This window comes from Nitriliruptor alkaliphilus DSM 45188 (genome assembly GCF_000969705.1).
GTDB lineage: Bacteria > Actinomycetota > Nitriliruptoria > Nitriliruptorales > Nitriliruptoraceae > Nitriliruptor > Nitriliruptor alkaliphilus.
In genome coordinates, this window is sequence record NZ_KQ033901.1 from 3,230,969 (window position 1) to 3,253,591 (window position 22,623).

General features: G+C 72.4%; 19 protein-coding genes. 11 read left to right on the forward strand and 8 right to left on the reverse strand.

What is annotated here, in order from left to right:
* Window positions 1-47: 47 nt before the first annotated feature.
* Window positions 48-1,715, forward strand: a complete 1,668-nt coding sequence (locus tag NITAL_RS15055; protein WP_052667065.1) for an MFS transporter — start codon at window positions 48-50, stop codon at window positions 1,713-1,715.
* Here the strand turns inward: NITAL_RS15055 and NITAL_RS15060 are convergent.
* Entirely contained in the window at window positions 1,663-1,887 is a 225-nt protein-coding gene (locus tag NITAL_RS15060; RefSeq protein WP_052669711.1) for a cold-shock protein, read from the reverse strand. The genes NITAL_RS15055 and NITAL_RS15060 overlap by 53 nt on opposite strands.
* Before the next feature lie 360 nt (window positions 1,888-2,247).
* Here NITAL_RS15060 and NITAL_RS15070 point away from each other — a divergent pair, with 360 nt between their 5' ends.
* On the forward strand, window positions 2,248-2,583 hold the full coding sequence (locus NITAL_RS15070) for a hypothetical protein (RefSeq protein ID WP_052667067.1): 336 nt from the start codon (window positions 2,248-2,250) through the stop codon (window positions 2,581-2,583).
* An 86-nt stretch (window positions 2,584-2,669) separates the two neighbouring features.
* Here the strand turns inward: NITAL_RS15070 and NITAL_RS15075 are convergent, their stop codons facing one another.
* From NITAL_RS15075 to NITAL_RS15085, 3 genes are all read right to left on the reverse strand, one after another.
* Window positions 2,670-5,078 (reverse strand): DNA gyrase/topoisomerase IV subunit A, encoded by a 2,409-nt coding sequence (locus tag NITAL_RS15075; protein ID WP_052667068.1) that lies wholly within the window; start codon window positions 5,076-5,078, stop codon window positions 2,670-2,672.
* Window positions 5,078-6,994, reverse strand: a complete 1,917-nt coding sequence (locus NITAL_RS15080; protein WP_052667069.1) for a DNA gyrase/topoisomerase IV subunit B — start codon at window positions 6,992-6,994, stop codon at window positions 5,078-5,080. The genes NITAL_RS15075 and NITAL_RS15080 overlap by 1 nt, the downstream gene beginning before the upstream one ends.
* Window positions 6,995-7,202: 208 nt before the next feature.
* Window positions 7,203-7,484: a hypothetical protein gene (locus NITAL_RS15085; protein WP_211262434.1), complete on the reverse strand. Its 282-nt coding sequence runs from the start codon at window positions 7,482-7,484 to the stop codon at window positions 7,203-7,205.
* Between the two features lie 433 nt (window positions 7,485-7,917).
* On the opposite strand from NITAL_RS15085, the gene NITAL_RS15090 reads away from it, so the two are divergent.
* Window positions 7,918-8,487 (forward strand): dTDP-4-dehydrorhamnose 3,5-epimerase family protein, encoded by a 570-nt coding sequence (locus NITAL_RS15090; RefSeq protein ID WP_169786852.1) that lies wholly within the window; start codon window positions 7,918-7,920, stop codon window positions 8,485-8,487.
* A gap of 9 nt (window positions 8,488-8,496) precedes the next feature.
* Here NITAL_RS15090 and NITAL_RS15095 read toward each other — a convergent pair whose 3' ends face one another.
* Complete coding sequence (locus NITAL_RS15095; protein WP_157041862.1) at window positions 8,497-8,826, reverse strand: hypothetical protein; 330 nt, start codon at window positions 8,824-8,826, stop codon at window positions 8,497-8,499.
* Window positions 8,827-8,946: 120 nt separating this feature from the next.
* The gene (locus tag NITAL_RS15100) at window positions 8,947-10,914 is read right to left on the reverse strand and encodes a DUF4012 domain-containing protein (RefSeq protein WP_157041863.1); all 1,968 of its coding nucleotides are present in this window, start codon (window positions 10,912-10,914) and stop codon (window positions 8,947-8,949) included.
* Window positions 10,915-11,163: 249 nt separating this feature from the next.
* Here NITAL_RS15100 and NITAL_RS15105 point away from each other — a divergent pair, with 249 nt between their 5' ends.
* On the forward strand, window positions 11,164-11,991 hold the full coding sequence (locus NITAL_RS15105; protein ID WP_169786853.1) for a sugar transferase: 828 nt from the start codon (window positions 11,164-11,166) through the stop codon (window positions 11,989-11,991).
* 15 nt (window positions 11,992-12,006) lie between these two features.
* Here NITAL_RS15105 and NITAL_RS15110 read toward each other — a convergent pair whose 3' ends face one another.
* Window positions 12,007-13,128, reverse strand: a complete 1,122-nt coding sequence (locus tag NITAL_RS15110; RefSeq protein ID WP_052667075.1) for a glycosyltransferase family 4 protein — start codon at window positions 13,126-13,128, stop codon at window positions 12,007-12,009.
* A gap of 98 nt (window positions 13,129-13,226) precedes the next feature.
* On the opposite strand from NITAL_RS15110, the gene NITAL_RS15115 reads away from it, so the two are divergent.
* From NITAL_RS15115 to NITAL_RS15135, 5 genes are read left to right on the forward strand one after another with little or no spacing between them, the layout of a single operon-like run.
* Window positions 13,227-14,306: a glycosyltransferase gene (locus NITAL_RS15115; RefSeq protein ID WP_052667076.1), complete on the forward strand. Its 1,080-nt coding sequence runs from the start codon at window positions 13,227-13,229 to the stop codon at window positions 14,304-14,306.
* Between the two features lie 42 nt (window positions 14,307-14,348).
* Entirely contained in the window at window positions 14,349-15,158 is an 810-nt protein-coding gene (locus NITAL_RS15120) for a hypothetical protein (protein ID WP_157041864.1), read from the forward strand.
* Between the two features lie 31 nt (window positions 15,159-15,189).
* The gene (locus NITAL_RS28100) at window positions 15,190-16,734 is read left to right on the forward strand and encodes a hypothetical protein (protein ID WP_052667078.1); all 1,545 of its coding nucleotides are present in this window, start codon (window positions 15,190-15,192) and stop codon (window positions 16,732-16,734) included.
* Window positions 16,731-17,483 carry an SDR family NAD(P)-dependent oxidoreductase gene (locus NITAL_RS28105; protein ID WP_052667079.1) on the forward strand — a complete coding sequence of 251 codons (753 nt, stop codon included), beginning with the start codon at window positions 16,731-16,733 and terminating at the stop codon, window positions 17,481-17,483. The genes NITAL_RS28100 and NITAL_RS28105 overlap by 4 nt, the downstream gene beginning before the upstream one ends.
* 52 nt (window positions 17,484-17,535) lie before the next feature.
* Entirely contained in the window at window positions 17,536-18,702 is a 1,167-nt protein-coding gene (locus tag NITAL_RS15135) for a glycosyltransferase (protein WP_052667080.1), read from the forward strand.
* Window positions 18,703-18,740: 38 nt separating this feature from the next.
* Here NITAL_RS15135 and NITAL_RS15140 read toward each other — a convergent pair whose 3' ends face one another.
* Entirely contained in the window at window positions 18,741-20,510 is a 1,770-nt protein-coding gene (locus NITAL_RS15140; RefSeq protein WP_052667081.1) for a tyrosine-protein kinase domain-containing protein, read from the reverse strand.
* Between the two features lie 131 nt (window positions 20,511-20,641).
* On the opposite strand from NITAL_RS15140, the gene gmd reads away from it, so the two are divergent.
* A complete protein-coding gene (gmd, locus tag NITAL_RS15145; RefSeq protein ID WP_052667082.1) occupies window positions 20,642-21,676 on the forward strand; it encodes a GDP-mannose 4,6-dehydratase in 1,035 nt (344 codons plus the stop codon).
* Window positions 21,673-22,623, forward strand: a complete 951-nt coding sequence (locus tag NITAL_RS15150) for a GDP-L-fucose synthase family protein (protein ID WP_083441616.1) — start codon at window positions 21,673-21,675, stop codon at window positions 22,621-22,623. Before gmd ends, NITAL_RS15150 begins: the two co-directional genes overlap by 4 nt.

Here is a 22,623-nt window from a genome sequence, read left to right on the forward strand (position 1 = left end):
TGGGGGAGGTCCCGTGGGCTCGTCGCTGCGCGGGTGAGAGGTTGCCCGTGCGTACCGACCCTGGCGCTGACGCCAGCACGGCATCGGCTCCCGAGGTGCCGGTGCCCACGCTGGCGCCGCTGCGTGTGCCCGCCTACCGCCGCATCTGGACCGCGGCCGTGGTCAGCCACCTCGGCACGTTCCTGCAGATGACCGCGGCACCGTGGCTCATGCTCGAGCTGACCGGCTCGGCGTTCATGGTCAGCCTCGTGACCACCTTCCTCCTGCTGCCCCGTCTGCTGCTGACCCTGCCGGCTGGCGCGCTGGCCGACGTCGTCGATCGGCGCACGCTGCTGATCGTCGGCAACCTCATCGGCTCGTCGTCGGTCGCGGCGATGGCCGTCCTCGCGGGCGTCGGGGCCCTGACACCCACCCTCCTGCTCGCGCTCACCCTCCTGCTCGGATCCGGGACGGCGATCGCCATGCCGGCGTTCCAGACCCTGGTGCCCGACCTCGTCCCGCGGCCGCTGCTGCCGCAGGCCATCACGCTCAACTCCGGCGCCTTCAACGTCGCCCGCGCCGTCGGTCCTGCGCTCGGTGGTCTGCTCGTGGCGGCGGGGCTGGTCTCGGCCTCCTTCGGGCTGAACGCCCTGTCGTTCCTCGTGGTGGTCGCGGTGCTGCTGACCCTGCCGCGCGACCAGGTCGAACGGGTGGTCGGGCAGTCACGTCGTCACCTGCTGCGGGCCACGGCGGTCGGGGTCCGCTACGCCCGCTTCACCCGCGACATCCGGATCCTGCTGGTGGTCACGGCGGTGTTCACCCTCACCGCCGCGTCGGTGCAGGCGTTGCTGGCACCGGTGGTGGTCGACCTCGGCCTCGGCGGTGCCGCCTACGGGTTGATCTGGGGCTGCATGGGCGCCGGCGCGCTCGTCGGTGTGGCCACGCGGGAGCGGGCCCGCATCCGGCTCGGTGCACGGATGGTGCCCGCGTCGATCCTGCTGTTCGGCGTCGGCGGGGTGACCCTCGGTCTGGCGCCGAACGGGGTCACGGCCGGTGCCGGGATGTCGCTGGCCGGGCTCGCCTGGGTCTGGGTCCTGATCACCCTCAACGCCACTGTGCAACTGATGGCGCCGACCTGGGTGCGCAGCCGCGTGGTCAGCCTCTACGCCCTGGTGGTCGGTATCCAGCCCGTCGGGGCCTTCCTGGCGGGTGCGCTGGCCGAGCGGACCGGGTCGGGCATGGCGGTCGCCGTCGCGACGGCGATCACCCTGATCCTCGGGATGGTGGCGCTGCGGCTCGACCTGCCGGTGCTCGGTCGTGTCGAGGAACCCCGCTCCGCCGGGCTCGAGGTCCTCGACGAGCACCTCCGGGTCGAGGTCCGAGGGCCGACCGTGGTCACCCGGAGCTGGGTGATCGACGAGACCCACGTCGAGCGGTTCCTCGCCGGGATGCGCGAGGCACGACGCATCCGCCGGCGCACCGGCGCCCGGCGGTGGGACCTGCACCAGGATGCTCTGGAGCCGCAGCGCTTCACCGAGGTCGTGCGCTACGCCGCGTGGGACGAGCAGATGGTGCAACGCACCCGGCTCGATGCCCGTGACCTCGAGGTCCTCCGTGCGCTGCGTGACATGGACGTGCGCGGCGCACCGACGACGCGGCACCTGATGCCGGTCGACCTCGACGTCAGTCGCAGCGGACGGCGCTGGCGCGGGGGCCGCGGCCGTCGGAACCGGTGACGAACGTCACCTTCTGGCCCTCGGTCAGGCTGCGGAAGCCGTCGCCCTCGATCGCGGAGTAGCGCACGAACACGTCCTCACCACCGTCGTCGGGGGTGAGGAAGCCGTAGCCCTTCTCGTCGCTGTACCAGCGCACGAGACCCGATCGGCGGGCTGCCGCTTCGGTCTCGATGGCGATCTCGCCGGTACGGCGCTGCAGGAGCGGGTCCTCGGACACGCGAACTCCGGTGATCGTCGGTGCGGGTCCCTGCGAGCCTACGACGGCGCTGCGGTCTCGACCTCGGCCGCACCCGGCCCGGCGGGCGGGGTCTCGAGGGTCAGACCGCGGCCGCGACGCCGGCGGTGAGAACGCGAGGTGCGGTCCGGGTCAAGGGCGGCCTCGGGCTGCGCAAGGCGGATGTCGCGGTGCGCGCCGGTGGCTCCCGCACCCTGGACCTCGGCCGTACGCGCCTGCATCCTGGGAGCGCGGGGGAGCCACGCATCGGGCGGGTGCAGGTCGATCGCCTGTGCCTGCAGGACAAGGGGAACACGCGTGAAGCGCACGCAGAAGGTCACCACCCTCGTCGTATCGCTCGGCCTACTCGGCGCGTCACTCGGCGTCGCGCAGGCCGAGGAAACGCCGCCACACGGCCACCTGCTCGTCACCGGCATCGAGTTCGATGACACGGGTGAGCCCATCGGCTACAAGCACTGCCGGCTGCTCGCTGCGGGACGGCCCGTGCCGCTGCACGCCCACCATGACAGGCTGCACATCGGCACGGCCGGCGAGATGCTCTGGACGCGCGCGAACGCCGCCGTCGTTCCGCTGGCGCCGCTGGCGCCGTGGTCGACGTGCGAGGAGTTCGCCGAGATGATCTTCGCAGAGTGACCGATCGCTGAACTGACGGCGCCCCCGACGTCGGGGGCGCCGTGCGTTCGCCGGCCGACGTGGGCTCGCGGTCGGGCGTCGCGAGCCTACGACGGCGCGGTGGTCTCGACCTCGGCCGCACCCGGCCCGGCGGGCGGGGTCTCGAGGGTCAGGCCGCGGCCGCTGCGACGGGCCTCGGCGACGTCGACGGGGCGCAGCCGCTGGGGGGTGTCCCCGCCGAGGTGCAGGTCCGCTGCGACGCCGCACCACACCAGGCCGTCGGGACCCGCCTTGACGCCCTTGCCGCCGCGGCCCTTGACCGGGTAGTCCTCGAGCGGGCTGCGCTTGGCCGTCCCGTCCGTGCCGATGGTCAGCACCTCGCCCTCGTCGGTACCCCCGGGCACCGTGGTGAGGCTGACCACGTGGGCGCCGGCGGGGACGTCCAGACCGGCGACGCCAGCGGCGCTGCGCCCCATGATCCGTGCGTCGTCGGCCGCGAACCGGGCGACCTGCCCACGGTCGTGGGCGACGAGCAGGTGGTCCCCGTCACGCGCGAGCGTGACGGCCGCGATCGTGTCGCCGGCCTTGACGCCGGCAGCCTGGAGCGACCGCTGTCGCGCCTCGGCGAACTCGCTGAGCGCCGTGCGCTTGACCTGTCCTGCGACGGAGACGGTCACGAGGGTCAGCCCGGCCTCGTCGGAGAGCGGGACGGCGCCGACCAGCGGGGCGTTCGGACCGCCACCGAGCAGCCCGCCCACGTGGGTGCCGCGCTGCGAGGGCTTGACCACCGGCACGTCGCCGACGCCGACACGGTGGCCCTGACCGGTCGCGTCGACCAGCAGCAGGGTGTCGTCGGTGGTCGCACGGACCACGGCCACGACCGGGTCGTTCGGGTGCTTGTGGGTGGGGGTGGTGCGTCGGCGGGCCATCGGCTTGAGGTAGCCGCCCCGGGTGACCATCACGGTCACCTCCTGGGCCTCGAACCCGGCTTGGGACCCGCCAGCGAGCAGGTCCTCGGCCTCGATGCCGGCGGCGACCAGGCGCGAGCGGCGAGGCGTCGCGTGGACGCGCTTGAGCTCCTTGAGCTCCTCGGTCAGCACGCCGTCGAGCACGTCCTGGTCGCCGAGGATGGCCTCGAGGCCGCTGATGGTCTCCTGCAGCTGCTGGTACTCGTCCTCGAGCGCGGCACGCTCCAGCGCCGCCAGGCGGCGCAGCTGCATGTCGAGGACGGCCTGGGCCTGGACCTCGGACATCCCGAAGCGGCTCTGGAGGCCCTCCCGAGCGTCGGCCGCCGACGCGCTGCCGCGGATCAGGGCGATGACCTCGTCGAGGTGGTCGAGGGCGAGCAGCAACCCCTCGAGGACGTGCGCCCGCTCGCGGGCGCGACGCAGCCGGAAGGCCGTCCGGCGGGTCAGCACCTCGCGCTGGTGGGCGATGTAGTGCAGCAGCACGTCCCGCAGGCCCAGGGTCCGGGGCGCGCCGTCGACGAGCGCGACGAGGTTGACGTTGAAGTTGGTGCGCAGGTCGGTCAGCTTGTGCAGCTTGGCCAGCACGGCGGCGGGGTCCTCGCCGCGTTTGAGCTCGATGACGATGCGCATGCCGTCACGTGACGACTCGTCCCGCAGGTCACGGATCGCCTCGAGCTTGCGGGTCGCCACGAGGGCGGCGATCCGCTCGAGCAGGGCGGACTTGTTGACCTGGTAGGGGATCTCGGTGATGACGATGCGGGGCAGGTTGCCGGTGCGCATCTCGGTCGAAGCGACGGCCTCGACGGTGATGGCGCCGCGGCCGGACACGTAGGCGTCCTTGATCCCCGGGCCGTCGACGATCCTGGCGCCCCCCGGCAGGTCGGGCGCCGGGACGTGCTTCATCAGGTCGTCGACGGTCGCGTCGGGACGCCGCAGCAGGTGCAGCGTGGCGTCGATCGTCTCGCCGAGGTTGTGCGGCGGGATGTTGGTCGCCATGCCGACCGCGATGCCGGACGCCCCGTTGACCAGGAGGTTGGGGAACCGCGCCGGCAGCACCACCGGCTCGGTGGCGTAGCCGTCGTAGTTCTCGACCTCGTCGACGGTCTCCTCGTCGATGCCGGCCAGCAGCTCCATCGCCAACGGCGACAGGCGCGCCTCGGTGTAGCGCATGGCGGCCGGCGGGTCGCCGTCGATGGAGCCGAAGTTGCCGTGACCGTCGACCAGCGGCTCGCGGGTGGCGAAGTCCTGGGCCATGCGCACCAGCGCGTCGTAGATCGAGCTGTCGCCGTGGGGGTGGTAGGTCTTCATGACCTCACCGACGGCGGACGCGCACTTGCGGTAGGGGCGGTCCGGGCGCAGGCCCGATTCCCACATCGAGTACAGGATGCGGCGCTGCACGGGCTTGAGCCCGTCGCGCACGTCGGGCAGGGCGCGTCCCACGATGACCGACATCGAGTAGTCGAGGAAGGCCTGCTCCATCCTCGACTCGAGCGAGACGTCGAGCACCTGGCCGACGCTGGCGGTGGGTTCTTCGGTACGGCGTGCCATCAGACGTCCACGTTCTCGGCGAACTTCGCGTTGGAGACGATCCAGTCCCGACGCGGGTCGGTCTGGTTGCCCATCAGCAGGACGAACAGCTCGTCCGCGCGGGCGGCGTCCTCGATGTTGACCCGCAGCAGGGTGCGTCGGCCCGGGTCCATGGTGGTGGCCCACAGCTGTTCGGCGTCCATCTCACCGAGCCCCTTGAAGCGCTGCACCTCGACGTTGGTGTTGCGCTTGAACTCGGTGCGCAGGAGCGTGTCGCGCTCCTTGTCGCTCATGGCGTAGGCGACCTTGCCGCCCTTGCGCAGCTGGTAGAGCGGCGGCTGGGCGAGGTAGAGGTGGCCCTTCTCGATCAGCCGTGGCGACAGGCGGTAGAAGAAGGTCAGCAGCAGGGTGGTGATGTGACCGCCGTCGACATCGGCGTCGGCCATCAACACGATCTTGTCGTAGCGCAGGCGGTCGTGGTCGTAGGCGTCCCCGACCCCGGTGCCGACGGCCTTGACCAGCGCCTGGATCTCGGCGTTCTCGAGGACCTTGGAGAGCTGGGCCTTCTCGACGTTGAGCACCTTGCCGCGCAGGGGCAGGATGGCCTGGGTGTGGCGGTCGCGCGCCTGCTTGGACGAGCCGCCGGCCGAGTCACCCTCGACCACGTACAGCTCGGTCTCGGACGGATCGCGCGAGGTGCAGTCGGCGAGCTTCCCGGGCAGGCCGGCCGACTGGGTGTCGAGGAGGCCCTTGCGTCGCGTCAGGTCGCGGGCCGCCTTGGCTGCCTGGCGTGCCTTGGCGGCGACGGCGGCGCGCTTGATGATCTGGCGGCCCTTGGCCTTGTGCTTGGCGAGCCAGGCGGTCAGCGCCTCGGTGACCACCTGCTCGACGTAGGCGCGGGCGACGGTCGACCCGAGCCGGCCCTTGGTCTGCCCCTCGAACTGCGGGTCGGGGAGCTTGAGCGAGACCACCGCGACGAGACCCTCGCGCACGTCGTCGCCGGTGAGGTTGGGGTCCTTCTTCAGCAGCGCACCCGAGTCGCGCCCGAACTTGTTGAGCGTCGCGGTCAGCGCCCGGCGGAAGCCCTCCTCGTGGGTGCCGCCGTCGGCGGTGCGCACGATGTTGACGTAGCTGCGCATGCGGTCGTCGTGGAACCCGTCGGACCAGGTGAACGCCACGTCGAGAGCGACCTTGCGGCCCTCGTGTTCCCGTTCGTCGGCGACGACGATGGGCGCGGTCAGCGCGTCCTTGCCCGACAGAAGCCGCTCGACGAAGTCGGCGAGGCCGCGGGTGTAGTGGAAGCTCTCGGAGCGGCCGTCGCGGTCGTCGATCGCGATGATCTCGAGGCCCGGGTTGAGGAGGGCCGTCTCGCGGAGACGCTCGATGACGGTCTCGAAGCGCAGCTCGGTGGTCTCGAAGACGTCGGTGTCGGGCCAGAACCGCACGAGCGTGCCGGACCCGCGCTTCTTGCCGGCCTTGGCCAGCTCCTCGACCCGGGGGCCGCGTTCGAACGCGATGGTGTGGCGGTACCCGTCCCGGGTGACCTCGACCTCGGTGCGGCGCGACAGGGCGTTGACCACCGAGACGCCGACCCCGTGCAGGCCACCCGACACCGCGTAGGCCTGCTGATCGAACTTGCCACCCGCGTGCAGCGCCGTCAGCGCGAGCTCGACCGCGGGGACCTTCTCGGTGGGGTGCAGGTCGACGGGGATGCCGCGCCCGTCGTCGGTCACCTCGACACCGCCGTCGGCCAGCAGGCGCACGGTGATCGACCGGGCGTGGCCGGCCAGGTGCTCGTCCACGGCGTTGTCGACGACCTCCCACACCAGATGGTGGAGGCCGCGTACGTCGGTCGAGCCGATATACATGGCGGGACGCTTGCGGACCCCCTCGAGTCCCTTGAGGACGCTGATCGAGGCGGCGCGGTAGTCGGTCACGGGTGGTCCTGTGCGCGATGCGGGGCGCTCCGGCCGCGCCTGGTGCGGGGCACCGAGGCTCGTTCCGGAGGTACGGGAGCCGGCGACGGACCGGCAGCCGCAAACCTACGGCACGACCGCGACACCATCGCACAACCCCCGAGGCACACGACGCTGGTCCGTCAGCCGGGCACGCGTGGGGGACGATCCCGGCCGGGGGCCGGAGCCCTCACCGCCCTCGGACCGCCAACGATCCGACCTGGGCCGGGGGTGGGGCCGACCGAGCGGCGCGGTTGAGCAGCTGCTCCGCTCGCCATCGACTGCCCGGATCGGCGAAGGTGGCTGCCGGGAGCCGCGCCCGTGCCTCCGCGAGGAAGCCCTGGTCCGCGGTCACCGCGAGGATCTGGGCGCACGCGGCCGCGTCGCTCGGCTCCGAGAAGGCGAGGCCGAGGGCGTAGGTCATCAGCCAGTGCACGTCCCGCTTGTGCCTCGGTGTACCGCGATGCTGCACTCGTGCCCCCACCGTGCCCCTACCCACCCCCCGCTGCCGCCCTCCACCGAGTATCCGCCCACGACGTCGTCTTGTCCCAGGACACGTGTCCCGGATCTGGAACTCGAGCGCCGGACGGACGAGCCTGGAGGAGAGCGGTGGGCATCGGAGGGGCTGGCTTCGCTCAGCGAGAGGGGGCGAGCGCGCGTGGACGAGGAGCAACCGGCTGACTTCAGCGACGCGGCCGGGGCGATCCTGCGGGACCCTGCCGGACATCCGCAGCGTGCGTTCGACCCAGGACCGGGTGCTGCGGGCGTGCAAGAGCGCCGTCGAGGCGGCCGGCATGGCGATCCCGTGGCTGACCCGCACCCTCGCCCCGACAGCGACGCGCTGCGTCTCCGGCGTCTGGAGGACGGGTAGCGTTCCCCGTCCCGCACCGCCGGAAGGTTCCACCGTGCCCGTCGAGACCACGCCCATCGAGGGGCTGCTCGTGGTGCGGTGGGACACCTTCGGTGACGAGCGTGGCTTCTTCCGCCAGACCTACCAGATCGCTGAACTGGCCGAGGCGCTCGGCCGCGAGCCGGTCCTCCGTCAGGGCAACCACTCACGTAGTGGCCCGGGGGTCCTGCGCGGCTTCCACGCCGAGCCGTGGGACAAGCTGGTCTACGTCGTCCGGGGCACCGCGTTCTGCGCCATCGCCGACGTCCGGCCGGACAGCCCGACGTTCGGTGAGGTGGCGACCTTCACCCTGGGTGACGCGCCGGGTGAGCGGGTGCGGTTGTTCGTCGCCGACGGGCTGGCCAACAGCTTCTGCACCGTGACCGACATGGACTACGTCTACGACGTGGGCGGGTACTGGACCCCGGAGGTCGACAGGCGGGCGGTCGCGTGGGACGACCCGGACCTCGCCGTCGCGTGGCCGGTCGATGCGCCCATCGTGTCCGCCGCGGACCGCGCCAACCCCACGCTGCGCGAGCGGTACCGCGACCACCCCCGCTGGCGTGGAGGTCGGTCGGTCAGCTGATCCGGCGAGCTACGCCGACCGGCGTCGGCGGGTGACCACCAGCAGCGCGCTCCCGGCCGTCAGGAGCACGACGACGAGCCCGCCGAAGACACCGGCGTCCAGGCCCGTCACGCCGAGGATCCCGGCGGGGGCAGCACCACCACGGTCGAGGGCCTCCCCGAGCACCTCGACGTCCAGTGGCTCACCGTCGTCAGCGACGACCTCCCCGTCATCAGCGCTGACCTCGCCATCGTCAGCCCCGCCGACGCCGAGGCACTCGACGGAGGTCGGGTCGACGTAGCAAGGGTCGTCGACATCCTGTGCGCCGGCCACGCCCGGCAGGAGGAGGAGCACGCTCACCGCCAGTGCCCCGAGGAAGGTGTGCCGCATAGTCGGCCCCGATCTCACGCGACGGACAGCTTCTCCCCTGACGGTAGCGATGTGGCCGCAGAACACCAGCGGTCGCGACCACGCCGGGACTCAGGACCCGGGTGGATCGGGGCGGGTATCCCGCTCGAGCCGCAGCTGGAGGTGGACGTCCTCGCCCCGGACCTCGCCCGACCACACCACCGTGTCATCCACCAGGTTCGCCCCCTCGGGGAGGGCGGATGGAGCGGTCCCGTCCGGCATCCGGATCCCCAGGGTCACTTGCGTGGGTCGGATCACGGTCTGCCCCTGGAAGAGCAGCTCGTAGTGGAGGCCGTCGTCGGTGATCCGCCAGGCGTCGGGTGTGACCCACGTGTAGGTCCGCGTCCGCGATTCGCCGCTCGCCAGTCGTACCCAGCCGTCGTGGACGCTGCGCCCGAGCTCGGTCCCGGTGGCGGCCGGCAGGCCCTCCTCGGAGGGCGGGGTCGTGGTGAACGATGCCCCCCGGGCCGCGTACACGCTGACGTCCACGAGACTGTCACCAGCATCGAGGGACGGGTTGTTGGGGCCGATGATGTACTTCGGTTGGCCCGAGGTCGGCGCGTCGTTGCCGATCGTGAGGGTGAGCTCGTTGCCACTGGCACCGCCCTCGAGCAACGTGACGGTGTGCTCGATACGACGCTCGGCGTAGTAGTCGACCTTGCTCGCGCTGCCGCTGTTGAGCACCACGTTGACCAGATCGCCGTCCGGATCGCCCAGCGCGCCGGCGGCGCCGGCGTCCGCCAGGGCCGCCTGGACGTCGTCGTCGGTCGAGTGGAGGACGAGATGGCCGGCCGCGATCAGGCCGCCGAGCTCGTCGACCACGTCGCGCGTGTGCTCGGGGGCGGTCCCGCGCAGCAGGAACGCCTCGAAGGTGGCGGCCGACACGGCACCCAGCACCTCCTTGCGCTCGTCGGGATCGGTCAACTGCGCGTACGCCTCGTTCGTCACGTAGTCGACGACCGTGTCGGCGTCGAGCTGACCGAACCTCGGGTCCTCGACCGGGCCGGTGAGCGTGAGCAGCGCCGCGAGCGCGAACGGATCGGCGACGATCATCCCGTCGACGTGCGTCCCCTCCGTCGTGGCCCACAGGCGCTCCATGGCGATCGCCGCGGTGGGGAAGTCGGGTGTCCGGTGGAGTCCGTGCCACGTGCCCGTGCCGCCGTAGCGCTCCCAGCGCGCAGCGTCCTCCTCGACCGGTGGCGGGAGCGCGTCGGCCGGGAGGACCGGCAGGTCGGAGGTGGCGGTGAACGTTCCGAACTCCGGGCGCCCGTCGTCGAGGATCAGCACCGAGACGGAACCGATGAACCCGCCGGTCCCGCGCAGCTCGGCCGGTGTCGACGCACCGAACAGGTAGGTCCGGGGCTCGTCGGCGCCGAGGAAGCTCGGCAGCACCCGGGCGAGATCGGCGGCGTTCGCCGACGAAGCGACCAGCGGATCGACCAGTTCGAGGACGCGCTCACGAGCGGTCGTGACGACATCGAGCCGGCCCGAACCGGGCTCGGCGTCGACGTGTGCCTTGGCCGACGCGAGCGCCTCGGCCACGCTGCTGAGGGCGGGCTCCAGGGCACGGATCTCGTCGACCGGCAGCCGCCCGTCGCGAGGACCGAGCGAGCCGAGGCCGTCGGGGAGGCCGACCAGCGTGTCGAGGAACTCCTCGGCGGCGCCCCCCACGTCCTGGCCGGCACGAGCGATCGCGCTCGCTGCGCGCACGTCCGCTCCGAGCAGGGGTGCCATCCGGAGCGGGCGGACGACCAGGGCGTCCAGATCACGCGTCGCCGCCCGGCCCGCCGCGGCCAGGGTCGCGATCGCCTCGTGGCCGGCGTCGAGGTCACCCGCCGCCAGCGACTGGCGCGCAGCAGGCAGCGCGCGCTGCGCCGCCGCCAGGTGACGGCCGGCTGACAGGAGCAGCACACCGGCCACGACGGCCCAGACCACCAGCAGCACCACGGTCACCAGGACGGCCCACACGAGGCGCCGGGGGGCCCGCCCGACGGCTGGCCCGTCGAGGTCGCGATCGACGTCGTGCACGGCCTCCGACACCACCCCGCTCCTCGCACCCCTGCCCGCTGTGCAGGGTAACCGGCGGTGGCGGGGGGCGACGCTGATGCGAGCTGACCGTCACGACCGAGCGCTGGGGGGACGGCCGGTACGCGGTCCCGGTCGAGCGGTTGTCAGGTCCCGCCGGTTTCTCTACCGTGAGGTGGTACCACGTTCGTCTCGAGCGAGTGGGGGCGGACGCCGCCCGGGGGTGGCGCGCAGGGGCGCCAGGGGCCGATGGGGACTTCGATGGTGGACCGTCAACGCACGAGTTTCGACGGACACGCAACGCCGATCACGTTCCGGGTGGTCGCGCACGATGGTGCGCCGGCCATCACGGCGGTCCGGCGACCGTCGGCCTACGAGCGGTGGGCCAAGCCCGTCCTCGATCGGGTCGTCGCCGCCGTGCTCCTCGTGGTCCTGTCGCCGGTGATGGCGGCCGTCGCGCTCGCGGTCGCCGTCGCGCTCGGCCGGCCGGTCCTGTACCGCCAGGACCGCGTCGGATGGCGCGGCTCGACGGTGCAGGTCCTCAAGTTCCGCACCATGGGCCACGACCGCCGCCGGGACCAGCGGGGTCGATGCCGAGCAGATCGCCGCTGCGACGAGCGTCGGGCGAGCGATCGCCGCCACGGGCGGGCCGCCGTCGACCACGACCGACGGTGCACCGAGCGGCGGTGCGCCGAGCGGCGGCGCGTCGACCGGGGCCGGAGACGGACCCACAAGACCGTGGCCGATCCGCGACACACACGTTTCGGGCGTGCGCTGCGAGCCGCCAGCCTCGACGAGCTGCCGCAGCTGTGGAACGTCCTGCGTGGGGACCTCAGCCTCGTGGGGCCGCGGCCCGAGCTGCTCGAGGTCGTCGCTGTGTACGAGCCGTGGCAGCACACACGCCACGTGGTCAAGCCCGGCGTGACTGGCCTGTGGCAGGTCACCGAACGCGGTGACGACACGCCGATGCACCACCACGTCGACACCGACCTGCGCTACATCGCGGAGCTCTCCTTCGTCGGCGACCTTCGTATCCTCGCGGCCACACCGCTCGTCCTCCTCGGCATCGGGCGTGCCCGCCGGGGGACCTAGCGCCGTACGCGTCGGTCACCGGGCCGGGGCGTGGAGCGCATGGCGGACGCCGTCCGCGAACCGCTGCGCCATGGCTTCGATGCCGTAGCGCGTCGCGTCCTCGCGGCAGCCAGCCACGAGGCGCGCGCGCAGGGCATCGTCGGCGAGGACCGCCAGGACCGCCTCCGCGTAGCGCGACGGGTCGCTGCCGTTCGCGACGAGCCGGCCGTTGCGGCCGTCCTCGAGGTACGCGATCTCCGGTCCGTGGGCACCGTCGGCGCTGGTGATCAGTGGTGTGCGGGCCACGAGCCCGTCGAGGACGGCGAGACCGACCGCTCCCGGGATCAGGACCACGTCCGACGCCGCGAGCGCGCGGGCGCGCTCCCGCCCGAAGCGCGGGCCGAGGACGTGCAGCCATGGTCGCGTCGTCGCCGCCGCCTGGAGGGTGGGCAGCAGCTCGCCGCCACCGACGACGAGCAGGTGGAAGTCGGGCCGAGCCTCCTGGATCCGGTCGGCGGCGACGAGCAGCAGGTCGAGCCGCTTGCTGGCACGGAGGGTGCCGAGGAAGATGCCGACCGCACCGTCGCCGAGCCCCAGCTCGGCACGCAGCGCCTGTGCCGGCCCACCGTGCGCCCAGGCGACGTCGGCGGCGAGGGCCGTGGTGTCGATCGCGTTGTGCACGACCGTCACCCGTTCGGGGGGGTACCCCAGTTCGGTGATCACGGTCGCACTGCGGTCGGTGTACGCGAACCACCAGTGAGCGGCCGTCGATGTGCGCCGCTTGATCGCCTCGCCGAGCCGGCTCGAGTCGCCACCGAAGTTGCGACCGTGCCCCCACATCGCGACGCGAGCGCCGCCCCGTCGTTGCGCTGCGAGCAGGCGGTAGTTGAGCGGCAGGTCGGCGGCCTGCTCGACGATGACGAGGTCCGCGGTCCGGAGGGCCGGGTGGTACGGCTGCCACAGCAGACTGCGTGATCCGACCCGGATCGTGCGGCGGGCCAGGTGGATGGACCACGGCACCTCGAGCGCATCCGGACGTGGATCGAGGTCAGGTGGCAAGTTGCTGTGGAACAGTTGGAGCTCGATCCCGTCGGGCGCCACCTCGTCGCGCAGCCGGTCGAAGAACCCCTGCCGGTAGCGCCGGATCGCCCGCTGCACGATGGCGACACGCGATCTCGGGGGCCTATCGTGGACCACCTCGCTCCTGACCTACCGCGTCGGGTGCCAGATCGTAGTCGTGGGGAAGGGGTCGGCAGGTGCGCATCGTCACCTACCACCCGCGTGCACAGGTCGGCGACGGCGGCATCACGACGTCGGTCCGCCGGCTCAGTTCGGCCTGGGCCCGCGCGGGCGTCGACGCGGCGATCGCCTACGACGGACGTGACGGCCGGCGCCGGGATGCCGACGGCGTCGAGTGGATCGCGGTACCTCACCACGGTCACCGCCGTGCCCGTCGCCCCTGGCGCCTGCGGCGGGCCTTGGCCGGCGCCGACCTGGTGGTGGTCAACTCGGCGTGGTCGCCGTCCAACGTGGTCGCCGGCGCCGCGGCCCGTCGCGCCGGCGTCCCGTACGTGCTCGCACCGCGCGGGGCCTACGACCCGCTGATCCTGGCCCGGCGACGGGCGCTCAAGCGTGTGTGGTGGTGGCTGTTCGAGCGGCGACTGGTGCGGTCCGCCGCCGGTGTCCACGTCTTCTTCGAGGAGCAGCGCTCCGACCTCGCCGCGCTCGGCCACACCGGGCCGGTGATCGTGGCGCCCAACGGTGTCGAGGTCCCCGACGGGCCACGGTGGGACGGCGGCAGCGGCGGGTACCTCGTCTTCCTCGGGCGCTTCGACCCTGAGCACAAGGGCCTCGACCTGCTGCTGCACGCCATGGCGAGGCTGCCGTCGGAGCGCCGGCCCCGGCTGCGCCTGCACGGGCCCGACTGGCGGGGCGGCAAGGATCAGGTGCGCGCACTGGTGCGGCATCTGCACCTCGACGACGTCACCGTCGCGGACGCCGTGTACGGGGACGACAAGTGGCAGACGCTCGTCAGGTCCCGTGGCCTCGTCTACCCATCGCGATGGGAGGGGTTCGGCAACTCCCTGGCCGAGGCGGCGGCGCTCGGCGTCCCGACCCTGGCGACGCCGTACCCCCTGGCACGCTTCCTCGGCCGGGGCGGCGGCTGCCTCGTCGTCGACGCCGACCCGGGTGCGCTGGCGCGGGGGCTCGAACAGCTCGGACGTCCCGAAGCGGCGGAGATCGGGCGACGGGCGGCCGAGATCGTCACCACCGAGCTCAGCTGGGACGCGGTGGCTCGCCGCTGGCTCGAGGGAGTCGAGCGACTGCGGTCCTGAGCGTGTCAACTGCGGTAGCGTCAGTCGGAGCACGGGCAGGGGGTGAGCGACGTGGACGTGGCGCTGGACCGCACCGAGTTGTGGCTGTCGCTGCTGCGCGAGCTGACCGCGAGCTACCCAGGCTGGGCGGTCTGGAAGAACGTTGACTCCGCCTTCGCCGGTACGGGTGACGTCGACTCGTTCGCGCCGCCCGCGGACTGGCCGGCCATCGGTCGGACCTTCGAGCGTTGGGTTCGCGACCACGAGCTGGGCCCGCTGATCATCTGTCGCCACATCCCGCAGGGCCCGCACTTCATGACGCTGCAGGAGGATTCGCCCTACCTCGTCCAGCTGGATGTCAAGATCCGTGGCACCTACCGTGGGTCGACGCTGATCGATGCCACCGATCTGCAGCGGCTCAGCGAGCTCGACGTGCTCGGCTTCCGTCGGGTGCGGCCGGGTGTCGAAGGGATCATCAAGCTGCTCCTCAACGGGACCCGCAAGGGCGGCCGTCCCAACCCCGAGGGCCTGCGCACCAAGCGCGTCGCCGATCTGCTGGCCGACGATCCGGCCGGGGTCGCCCTCGGCGTCGAGCTGGCCGGCGTGGCGGCACCGGCGCTGCAGCGCGGCGTCGATGCCTTCCTGGCCGGCACGTGGGACCTGGCCGCGATGCGGCGGGTCGAGGCCCGGTTCGCCCTGCGGAGCTTCGCCGAGCCGGGGGTCGCCCTCAGCCGTCTCTGGTTCCTGAAGTACCGGGCGCCGCGGTGTCCGGTCGTCTCCCTCATCCGCGACCACGAGCGGCGCGTCCCTGACGACCGTGACCGCTGGCTCGCCGACGTGTCCCGCAGCCACGAGGTCCGATCGGTTGGCTGAGAGACCTCCCCCCCGGTCTCGCGGAGCCGCCGTGGGTGCGCGGGGCGTCTTCGTCGTGATCGCCGGACCGGACGGCACGGGGAAGACGACCGTGCTGGACGCGCTGGTCGAGGACGAGCTCGGGACGAAGGTGCTGCAGCTCCACCACCGGCCGAGGGTGCTCGGAGGACGGGCGCAGCACGACGGTCCCGTCACCGAGCCGCACCGTGAGGAGCACTACCCACGTGGTGTGTCGGGGATCAAGCTGCTCTACCTCTACGTGGACCACCTCCTCGGCTGGCTCTGGCGCGTGCATCCCTGGCTGCGAGCCGGTGGTGACGTCGTGCTGGAGCGTGGTTGGTGGGACCTCGCGGTCGATCCGCGCCGGTACCGGCTCCGGCCGAACCGGGTGCTCGTGCACCTGCTCGGGCGCCTCCTGCCGCGTCCGGACGTCACGCTCGTGCTCGGCGGTGACCCTGCGGTGATCGCCGCGCGGAAGGCGGAGCTGCCCGTCGAGGAGACCCGACGTCAGCTGGACGCGTGGCACGAACTACCGTCATCCGTCCTACGGGCCGTGACCGTCGACACGGACCGGCCGCTGAACGAGGTGAGGGGCGCCGTCACCACGGCCGTGCGTGCTGTTCGCCTGCCGGAACGCTGGGTGGTGCTGCCGAGCCGTCGAAGGCCACGCTGGTACCTGCCGCCCTCACCGCGCCGACACGTCGTCGCCGCGCTGAGCCTGTACGAGCCGGTGACCACGCGCGGCCGCCTCGGTTGGCGGTCCGCACGGCGCATCGCAGCCACCGGGGCCTTCCGGCTCGTGGCGACCCGGACCGCCCGGCCACCCGGGGAGGTGCTCGAGCTGGTCGCACGGCACGTCCCACCTGCGGGACAGGTCGCGATCGCCCGAGGTCGGCACGCGGGACGCATGACCGCGCTGATCCTCGGTGCCGACGGCCTCCCGGTGAGCTTCGCGAAGGTCGCCCTGGACGCGGACGGGCCGGCGGTCCTGGCCGCCGAGGCCGACGCCGGCGAGCTGCTGCGGCCCCTGCTCCCTCCTGGCCTGCACGCTCCGGAGCTGCGGCACCGCGAACCGCACCTCCTGCTGTTCGAGGCCGTCACGGCGATGCCGCGGTCCCGACCGTGGGCGTTGCCTCCGGACGTGGCCTTCCTGCTCGGCCAGCTCCACGGGGCGGGCCGGCAGCCGGACGGGAGGGGGCCGGCGCACGGCGACTGTGCGCCCTGGAACCTGCTCCGGACGGCGCGGGGCTGGTACCTGGTCGACTGGGCGGACGCCCGGCTCGACGCCGCGCCCTTCGAGGACGTAGTGCACTTCCTGGTGCAGGCCCATGCGCTGCTACGGCGTCCGCGCCGGCAAGAACTGGTGGCCGCCCTCCAGGGTTGCGGCCGCTCCGCTGCGCTGCTGGCGCGGTACGCCGAAGGGGCCGCGCTCGACCCGGCTTCCGCGGGATCGGCTGCGGTCGACTACCTCACGCGGACGTGCGCGGCGATGGATACACGTGCACGCGACGGCCGGCAGGGCGCGCGTGCGCGACGAGCCCTCCTCGCGGCCCTCGCCCCTGGAGGACGGACGTGAACGACGTGCCCGCCGTCATCGTGACCGGGGCCGCAGGAGCGCTCGGCGCGGCCACCGTGTCGGCGTTCCGCGCTGCGGGGTTCGCCGTGGCGGGGCTCGACCGTGACCCGGTGGTCACCCACCTCGCTGGCGATGGCTGCCGTGGCATCCGCGTGGAGCTGACCGACGCGGGCGAGGTCGAGGAAGTGCTGGATGAGCTGCGCGGGTCCGGACGGCTGCACCACCTCGTCGGCATCGCCGGGGGTGCGCTGCCCGAGGAGCCGCTGACGCAGCACGATCCGGTGCTGCTGTCACCCGAGGTGTTCCAGCGGTCGCTCGAGGCGAACCTCACGTCCCAGTACATCGCGCTGCGCGCTGCGCTCGGCTGGTTCCGGGATGCCGACCCCGCACCGGATGGTGCGGACCGATCGATCACGCTGATCTCGTCCTGGAACGCCCTCACCTCACAGGGGATGCCGGCCTATTCCGCCGCCAAGGCGGGTCTCATCGGGATGATGCACGCCTTGGTACGCCCGCTCGGTGCCGAGGGCATCCGGGTCAACGTCGTCGCGCCCGGCACGATCCGGACGCCGCGGACCGAGCGCATCTGGGAGCACGACGAGGGCCGCTTCGAGCGGCTGGCCGCGACCACGGCGACCGGTCGCCTCGGTGTTCCCGAGGACGTCGCCCGGACCTGCCTCGCGCTCGCCACGCAGCTCACCCACGTGACCGGCCAGGTGCTCGTGGTCGACGGTGGCCAGGGCGGTTGAACCGCCCTACGGTCCGGGGACACGCGTACGTTCGCCTGCTGGGGAGGTGGTGATGGCGGACGCCACCGGTGGCAGCGACGGGCGGGCCCGGATCGTGCACGTGGTCCACTCGCTCAACGGGCGGACGCTCGCCGACATCGCGGCGCAGCTCGCCGACGCGATGGTCGACGGTGGTCACCAGGTGGCCGTCGTCGCAGCGAACCGCACCGCCGGCGCTCGACCACTGCCGCCCCGTGTCCGGACGTTCGTGCTCGATGTGCCCGAGCATCGTTCGACGGTATGGGCGATCGCCCGGCTACGCAGCCTGCTCGCACGCCTCGCTCCAGATGTCGTCTTCGCCCACGGGAACGGTCCGACACGTGCGACGATCCTCGCGTCGGTGACCTCGCGGCACCGGCCCCGGGTCGTCGGCGTCGAGCACAACCACTACTCGAGCTACCCCTGGTCCATGCGCGGCCTGCGCGATCGTCTGAACGCGCTCGTGTTGCCGCGCGCCGACGCGTTGATCGGTGTCTCCGGCGGCGTGGCCGAGGATCTCGTCAGCACCTTCCCGGCGCTGCGTGGCCGGGTCCACGTCGTCCCTGAACCGCTCACCCGGTACGCCGACCTGGCCCGCCTGGCGGCCGAGCCCGTCGATCACCCCTGGTTCGACGATGGGGTCCCGGTCGTGACCTCCGTCGGGCACGTGCACCCGAGGAAGGACCACCGGACCCTCGTCCGCGCGATGGCTCGTGTCCGTGACAGCGCGGGATCGTCCGCCGCGCGGCTGGTCATCATCGGCGCCGCGGAGGGTGAGGAGGCCGCCCACGTCCGCGCCCTCGTCGAGGAGCTCGACCTCGGCGATCAGGTGACGCTGCTGGGTGCCCAGGACAACCCGTTGCGCTTCGTCGCACGATCGACGGCGTTCGCGCTCAGCTCACGGAACGAGGGCATGCCCGTCTCGATCCTCGAGGCGATGGCCCTCGGGATCCCGGTGGTCAGCACCGACGCGCCGTCGGGGCCGGCCTGGATCCTCGAGGGTGGGACGCGCGGCCTTCTGGTCCCCGTCGGCGACGACGCGGCGCTGGCGGATGCGCTGCGTCGGATCGTGCAGGACGGTGAGCTGCGTGAGCGCTTCGCGCGATGGGGAGCGACGCGGGCGGCCGACTTCTCACCGGCGCGGGTCGCGGACGGGTACCTCGCCGTCGCGGGGCTGGCGCCGGACACGGCGGCCTGGTGACGCGACGCACTCGCGTGAGGCGACGACCTCGACGTGGGTCAGCGGTCGTGTCCGGGGACCGAGCGATCGTCCGGGGAGACGGTGCGACCGCTCGCCCGGGGGGACCGGCCCTCCGGGCGGTCCGTACCCGGGCGGGTCACCTGCACGCTGCCGGTTGCCGACCGTTCGGTCTCGGCGTCCGTGGCCGCGGGGAACGGCACCGGAGCTGGGCCCGTCGGCGACCCGTGGGCACGCACCAGGCCGTAGTCGAAGTCGGTGCTGTCCAGCGCTGACGGGCTGAGGTAGATGTAGCCCACGAGCCGTCGGCCGACGAAGTGCAGTCGCTGCTGGACGCGCTCGAGCTCCTCGACCGTGGAACCCTCACGGACCACGAGCACGACCGCGTCGACGTACGCGGCGATCGTGGCGGATTCGGCGACGGCGAGCAGCGGTGGCGTGTCGACCAGCGTCAGCTCGTGATCGGCGACCAGCTGCGGCAGGATGCGGCCGAACCAGTCCTCGCGCAGCTCCTCGCTGCCGTCACCGACGACGGGCCCGGTGGTCAGCACGGATAGGTGGTGACGATCGGCGAACCAGTACCCCGTGACCACCGACGGGTCGTAGCCCCCGCTCAGATCGAGCAGACCCGGGGTCCGCGTCGCCCGCAGGAACACGGTCAGCCCGCGGACCCGCAGATCGCCGTCCACGAGCAGGATCTCACGGCCGCGCGTCCGGGCGGTGAGCGCGAGCTGCAGCGCGGTCTCCGTCTTGCCCGCGCTCGGACCCGCACTCGTGATCATCACGGAACGGGCTCCGAGGTCCCGCAGCACGAGGTCGAGGGAGGAGTACACGAACCGGTAGGCCTCGGCCGTGCGCGGGTCGAGCGACGCCCGTTCGCGCAACGAACCGTCATCGTTGACCCGGTAGGTCGGCAGCGAACCGAGCAGCGGGACGCCGAGCACCTCGGCTGGGTCGTCCTTGGAGGTGATGCGGCGCCCCTTCCCCGCGAGCCAGTAGGCCATCGCGGAGACGAGCAGGCCGCCGAGGACGGCCATCCCCGCTGCGGTGCGCCGGGGCGTCGGCGCGACCGGTGAGCTCGGCGTCGTCGCCTCCTCGACGAACTCGACACCGGAGCCGAACAGCCGAGCATCGACGAGCAGCTGCTGACGCAGCCCGTCGATCTCGAGCACGCGCTGGGTCAGGACACCGATCTGCACGTCGGCCGCCGCGTCGCCCAGCTCGCCGTCTTGGCCATCGCCGTCGCCCGTGGCGGCGAGGTCGGCGATCCGTGCCTCGAGGTCGTCCCGGGCCGTCTGCAGCTCGGTCGCCGCCCGCTCGGCCCGTTCGAGCTGGGCGGTGCGGACGCTGTCCTGGTACGCCTCGGCGACGGCGTTGGCGATCGCCGCCGCCCGCTCGGGCGATCCGTCCTCGACGGTGACCGTGAGGGTCGCCAGGTCGGCGTCGCCGTCGACGTCGATCCGGCCGCGCAGCGACGAGACCGACGAGGCGCCGTCGTCGAGCAGGTCGCTCGCTGCTGCGAGGACCGGCCGCGACGTGACACGCTCGGTCTGTTGCGGCACGTAGGCGCGCAGATCCGTGCTGCCGGAGCGCCCGAAGACGTTCGAGGTGCTCGGGTCGGTGAGGTAGAGCCGGGTCGTGGCCTCGTACACGGGCGGACCTTGGCTGGAGAAGCCGTAGCCGCTCAGCCCGAACACCAACGTGACGCCGATCACGAGCCAGCGGTACCGCCACAACGACTCGAGGATCGTCGGACCGTCCGCCCAGCGCTCGGCCACCGGTGGTGCGCCGATCTGCCCGGCTCGGCTCATCAGGTCGACTCGTTGGCTCGTCGAGCGCGCCGAGCGGGCCCCGACCGCGCACGGATCCGCATGTACAGGAACGAGCGGATCCGCGTCGGTAGCCTACCGGCCGGGTAGCGGGCCGGAGGGGCGGGGTACCGATGGAGCGGACGGCACTCATCACCGGCATCACAGGGCAGGACGGGTCCTACCTCGCGGAGCTGCTGCTGCAGAAGGGGTACCGCGTCCACGGACTGATACGCCGCGCATCGTCGTTCAACACGGGCCGGATCGACCACCTCTACCAGGATCCGCACGAGCCCGACGTGCGGCTGACGTTGCACTACGGGGACCTGACGGATGGTGCGCAGCTCGCGCGCCTCATCCGTTCCGTGCGTCCGGACGAGATCTACAACCTCGCTGCCCAGTCCCACGTCGCGGTGTCGTTCGACCAGCCACAGTACACGGGCAACGTCGGAGCCCTCGGCGTGATCCGGTTGCTCGAGGCGATCCGAGAGACCGGCGTCGACACGCGCCTCTACCAGGCGGGGACCTCGGAGATGTTCGGCGCCTCGCCGCCACCGCAGCACGAGGACACGCCGTTCCGTCCGCGCTCGCCCTACGCCGCGGCCAAGCTGTACGCCTACTGGGTGGTCGACAACTACCGCGAGGGCTACGGGATGCACGCCGTCAACGGCATCCTGTTCAACCACGAGTCCCCCCGCCGCCACGCAACCTTCGTGACCCGGAAGGTGACGCGGGCCGTCGCGCGCATCGTGGCCGGCAAGGACGACGTCGTCTACCTCGGCAACCTCGACTCGGAGCGGGACTGGGGTCACGCCCGCGACTACGTCCAGGCGATGTGGCTGATGCTGCAGCGGGACGAGCCCCGCGACTACGTCATCGGGACCGGTGCGTCGCACAGCATCCGCGACCTGTGCGACCTCGCGTTCGCGCAGGTCGGCCTCGACTGGAAGCACTTCGTCGAGGTGGACGACCGGTACCTGCGGCCGGTCGAGGTCGAGAAGCTCCGCGCCGACCCGTCCCGGGCGATGTCCGAGCTCGGGTGGAAGCCGACGGTGACCTTCCCGGAGCTGGTCGCCGAGATGGTCGACGCGGACCTGCGTGCGGAAGGCCTGTCGATCGAGGAGGCACAGGCGATCGTCGCGTCGCGGTTCACACGAGGCCGCCGGTGACCGCCCCTGCGGCCTTCGATCTCGCCGGGAAGCGTGTGTGGGTCGCGGGGCACCGGGGCATGGTCGGTTCGGCGCTGGTCCGCCGTCTCGAGTCCGAACCCATCGGTGCACTGCTCACCGCGAGCTCGGCCGAGGTGGACCTGCGCCGGCAGGAGCCGACGGAGGCGTTCGTGCAGGATGCCCGCCCCGACGTCGTCCTCCTCGCGGCAGCCAAGGTGGGGGGCATCGAGGCCAACCGGACGCGCCAGGCCGAGTTCCTCTACGACAACCTGATGATCGGCGCCAACGTCATCGAGGCGGCCTACCGCGCCGGTGTCGAACGGATGGTCGTCCTCGGCTCGTCGTGCGTCTACCCACGCGAGGCGCCACAGCCGATCGCCGAGACGAGCCTGCTCACCGGCCCGCTCGAGCCGACCAACGAGGGCTACGCGATCGCGAAGATCGCGGCGCTCGAGCTGGCGCGGATGTACCGCCGCCAGCACGGGATGGACGCGATCAGCCTCATGCCGAGCAACCTGTACGGCCCGTGCGACAACTACGACCGCACGTCCTCGCACGTGCTGGCCGCCCTGCTGCGCAAGGTGCACGAGGCCAAGGTGTCGGGAGCGCCGACCGTGACGGTCTGGGGCACCGGTACGCCGCGACGCGAGTTCCTCCACGTCGACGACCTGGCCGACGCGACCGTGCACGCGTTGCGCCACCACACGGGCGAGGACCACCTCAACGTCGGCTGGGGCCGCGATGTGTCCATCCGTGAGGTCGCCGAACTCATCTGCGACGTGCTCGGCTACGAGGGCGAGCTCGCCTTCGACACCTCGATGCCCGACGGCATGCCACGCAAGCTCCTCGACACCACTCGGATGCGTGGCCTCGGCTGGGAGCCGCATATCGGCCTCCGGGAGGGCATCGCGGACGCCTACCGGTGGTTCCTCGACCACGTGGCCTGA

Bases quoted from the DNA above. Each gene is read 5' to 3' on its own strand.
- NITAL_RS15075 (WP_052667068.1), bottom strand. From the start codon at position 5,078: ATGGCACGCCGTACCGAAGAACCCACCGCCAGCGTCGGCCAGGTGCTC.
- gmd (WP_052667082.1), top strand. From the start codon at position 20,642: ATGGAGCGGACGGCACTCATCACCGGCATCACAGGGCAGGACGGGTCC.
- NITAL_RS15135 (WP_052667080.1), top strand. From the start codon at position 17,536: ATGGCGGACGCCACCGGTGGCAGCGACGGGCGGGCCCGGATCGTGCAC.
- NITAL_RS15140 (WP_052667081.1), bottom strand. From the start codon at position 20,510: ATGAGCCGAGCCGGGCAGATCGGCGCACCACCGGTGGCCGAGCGCTGG.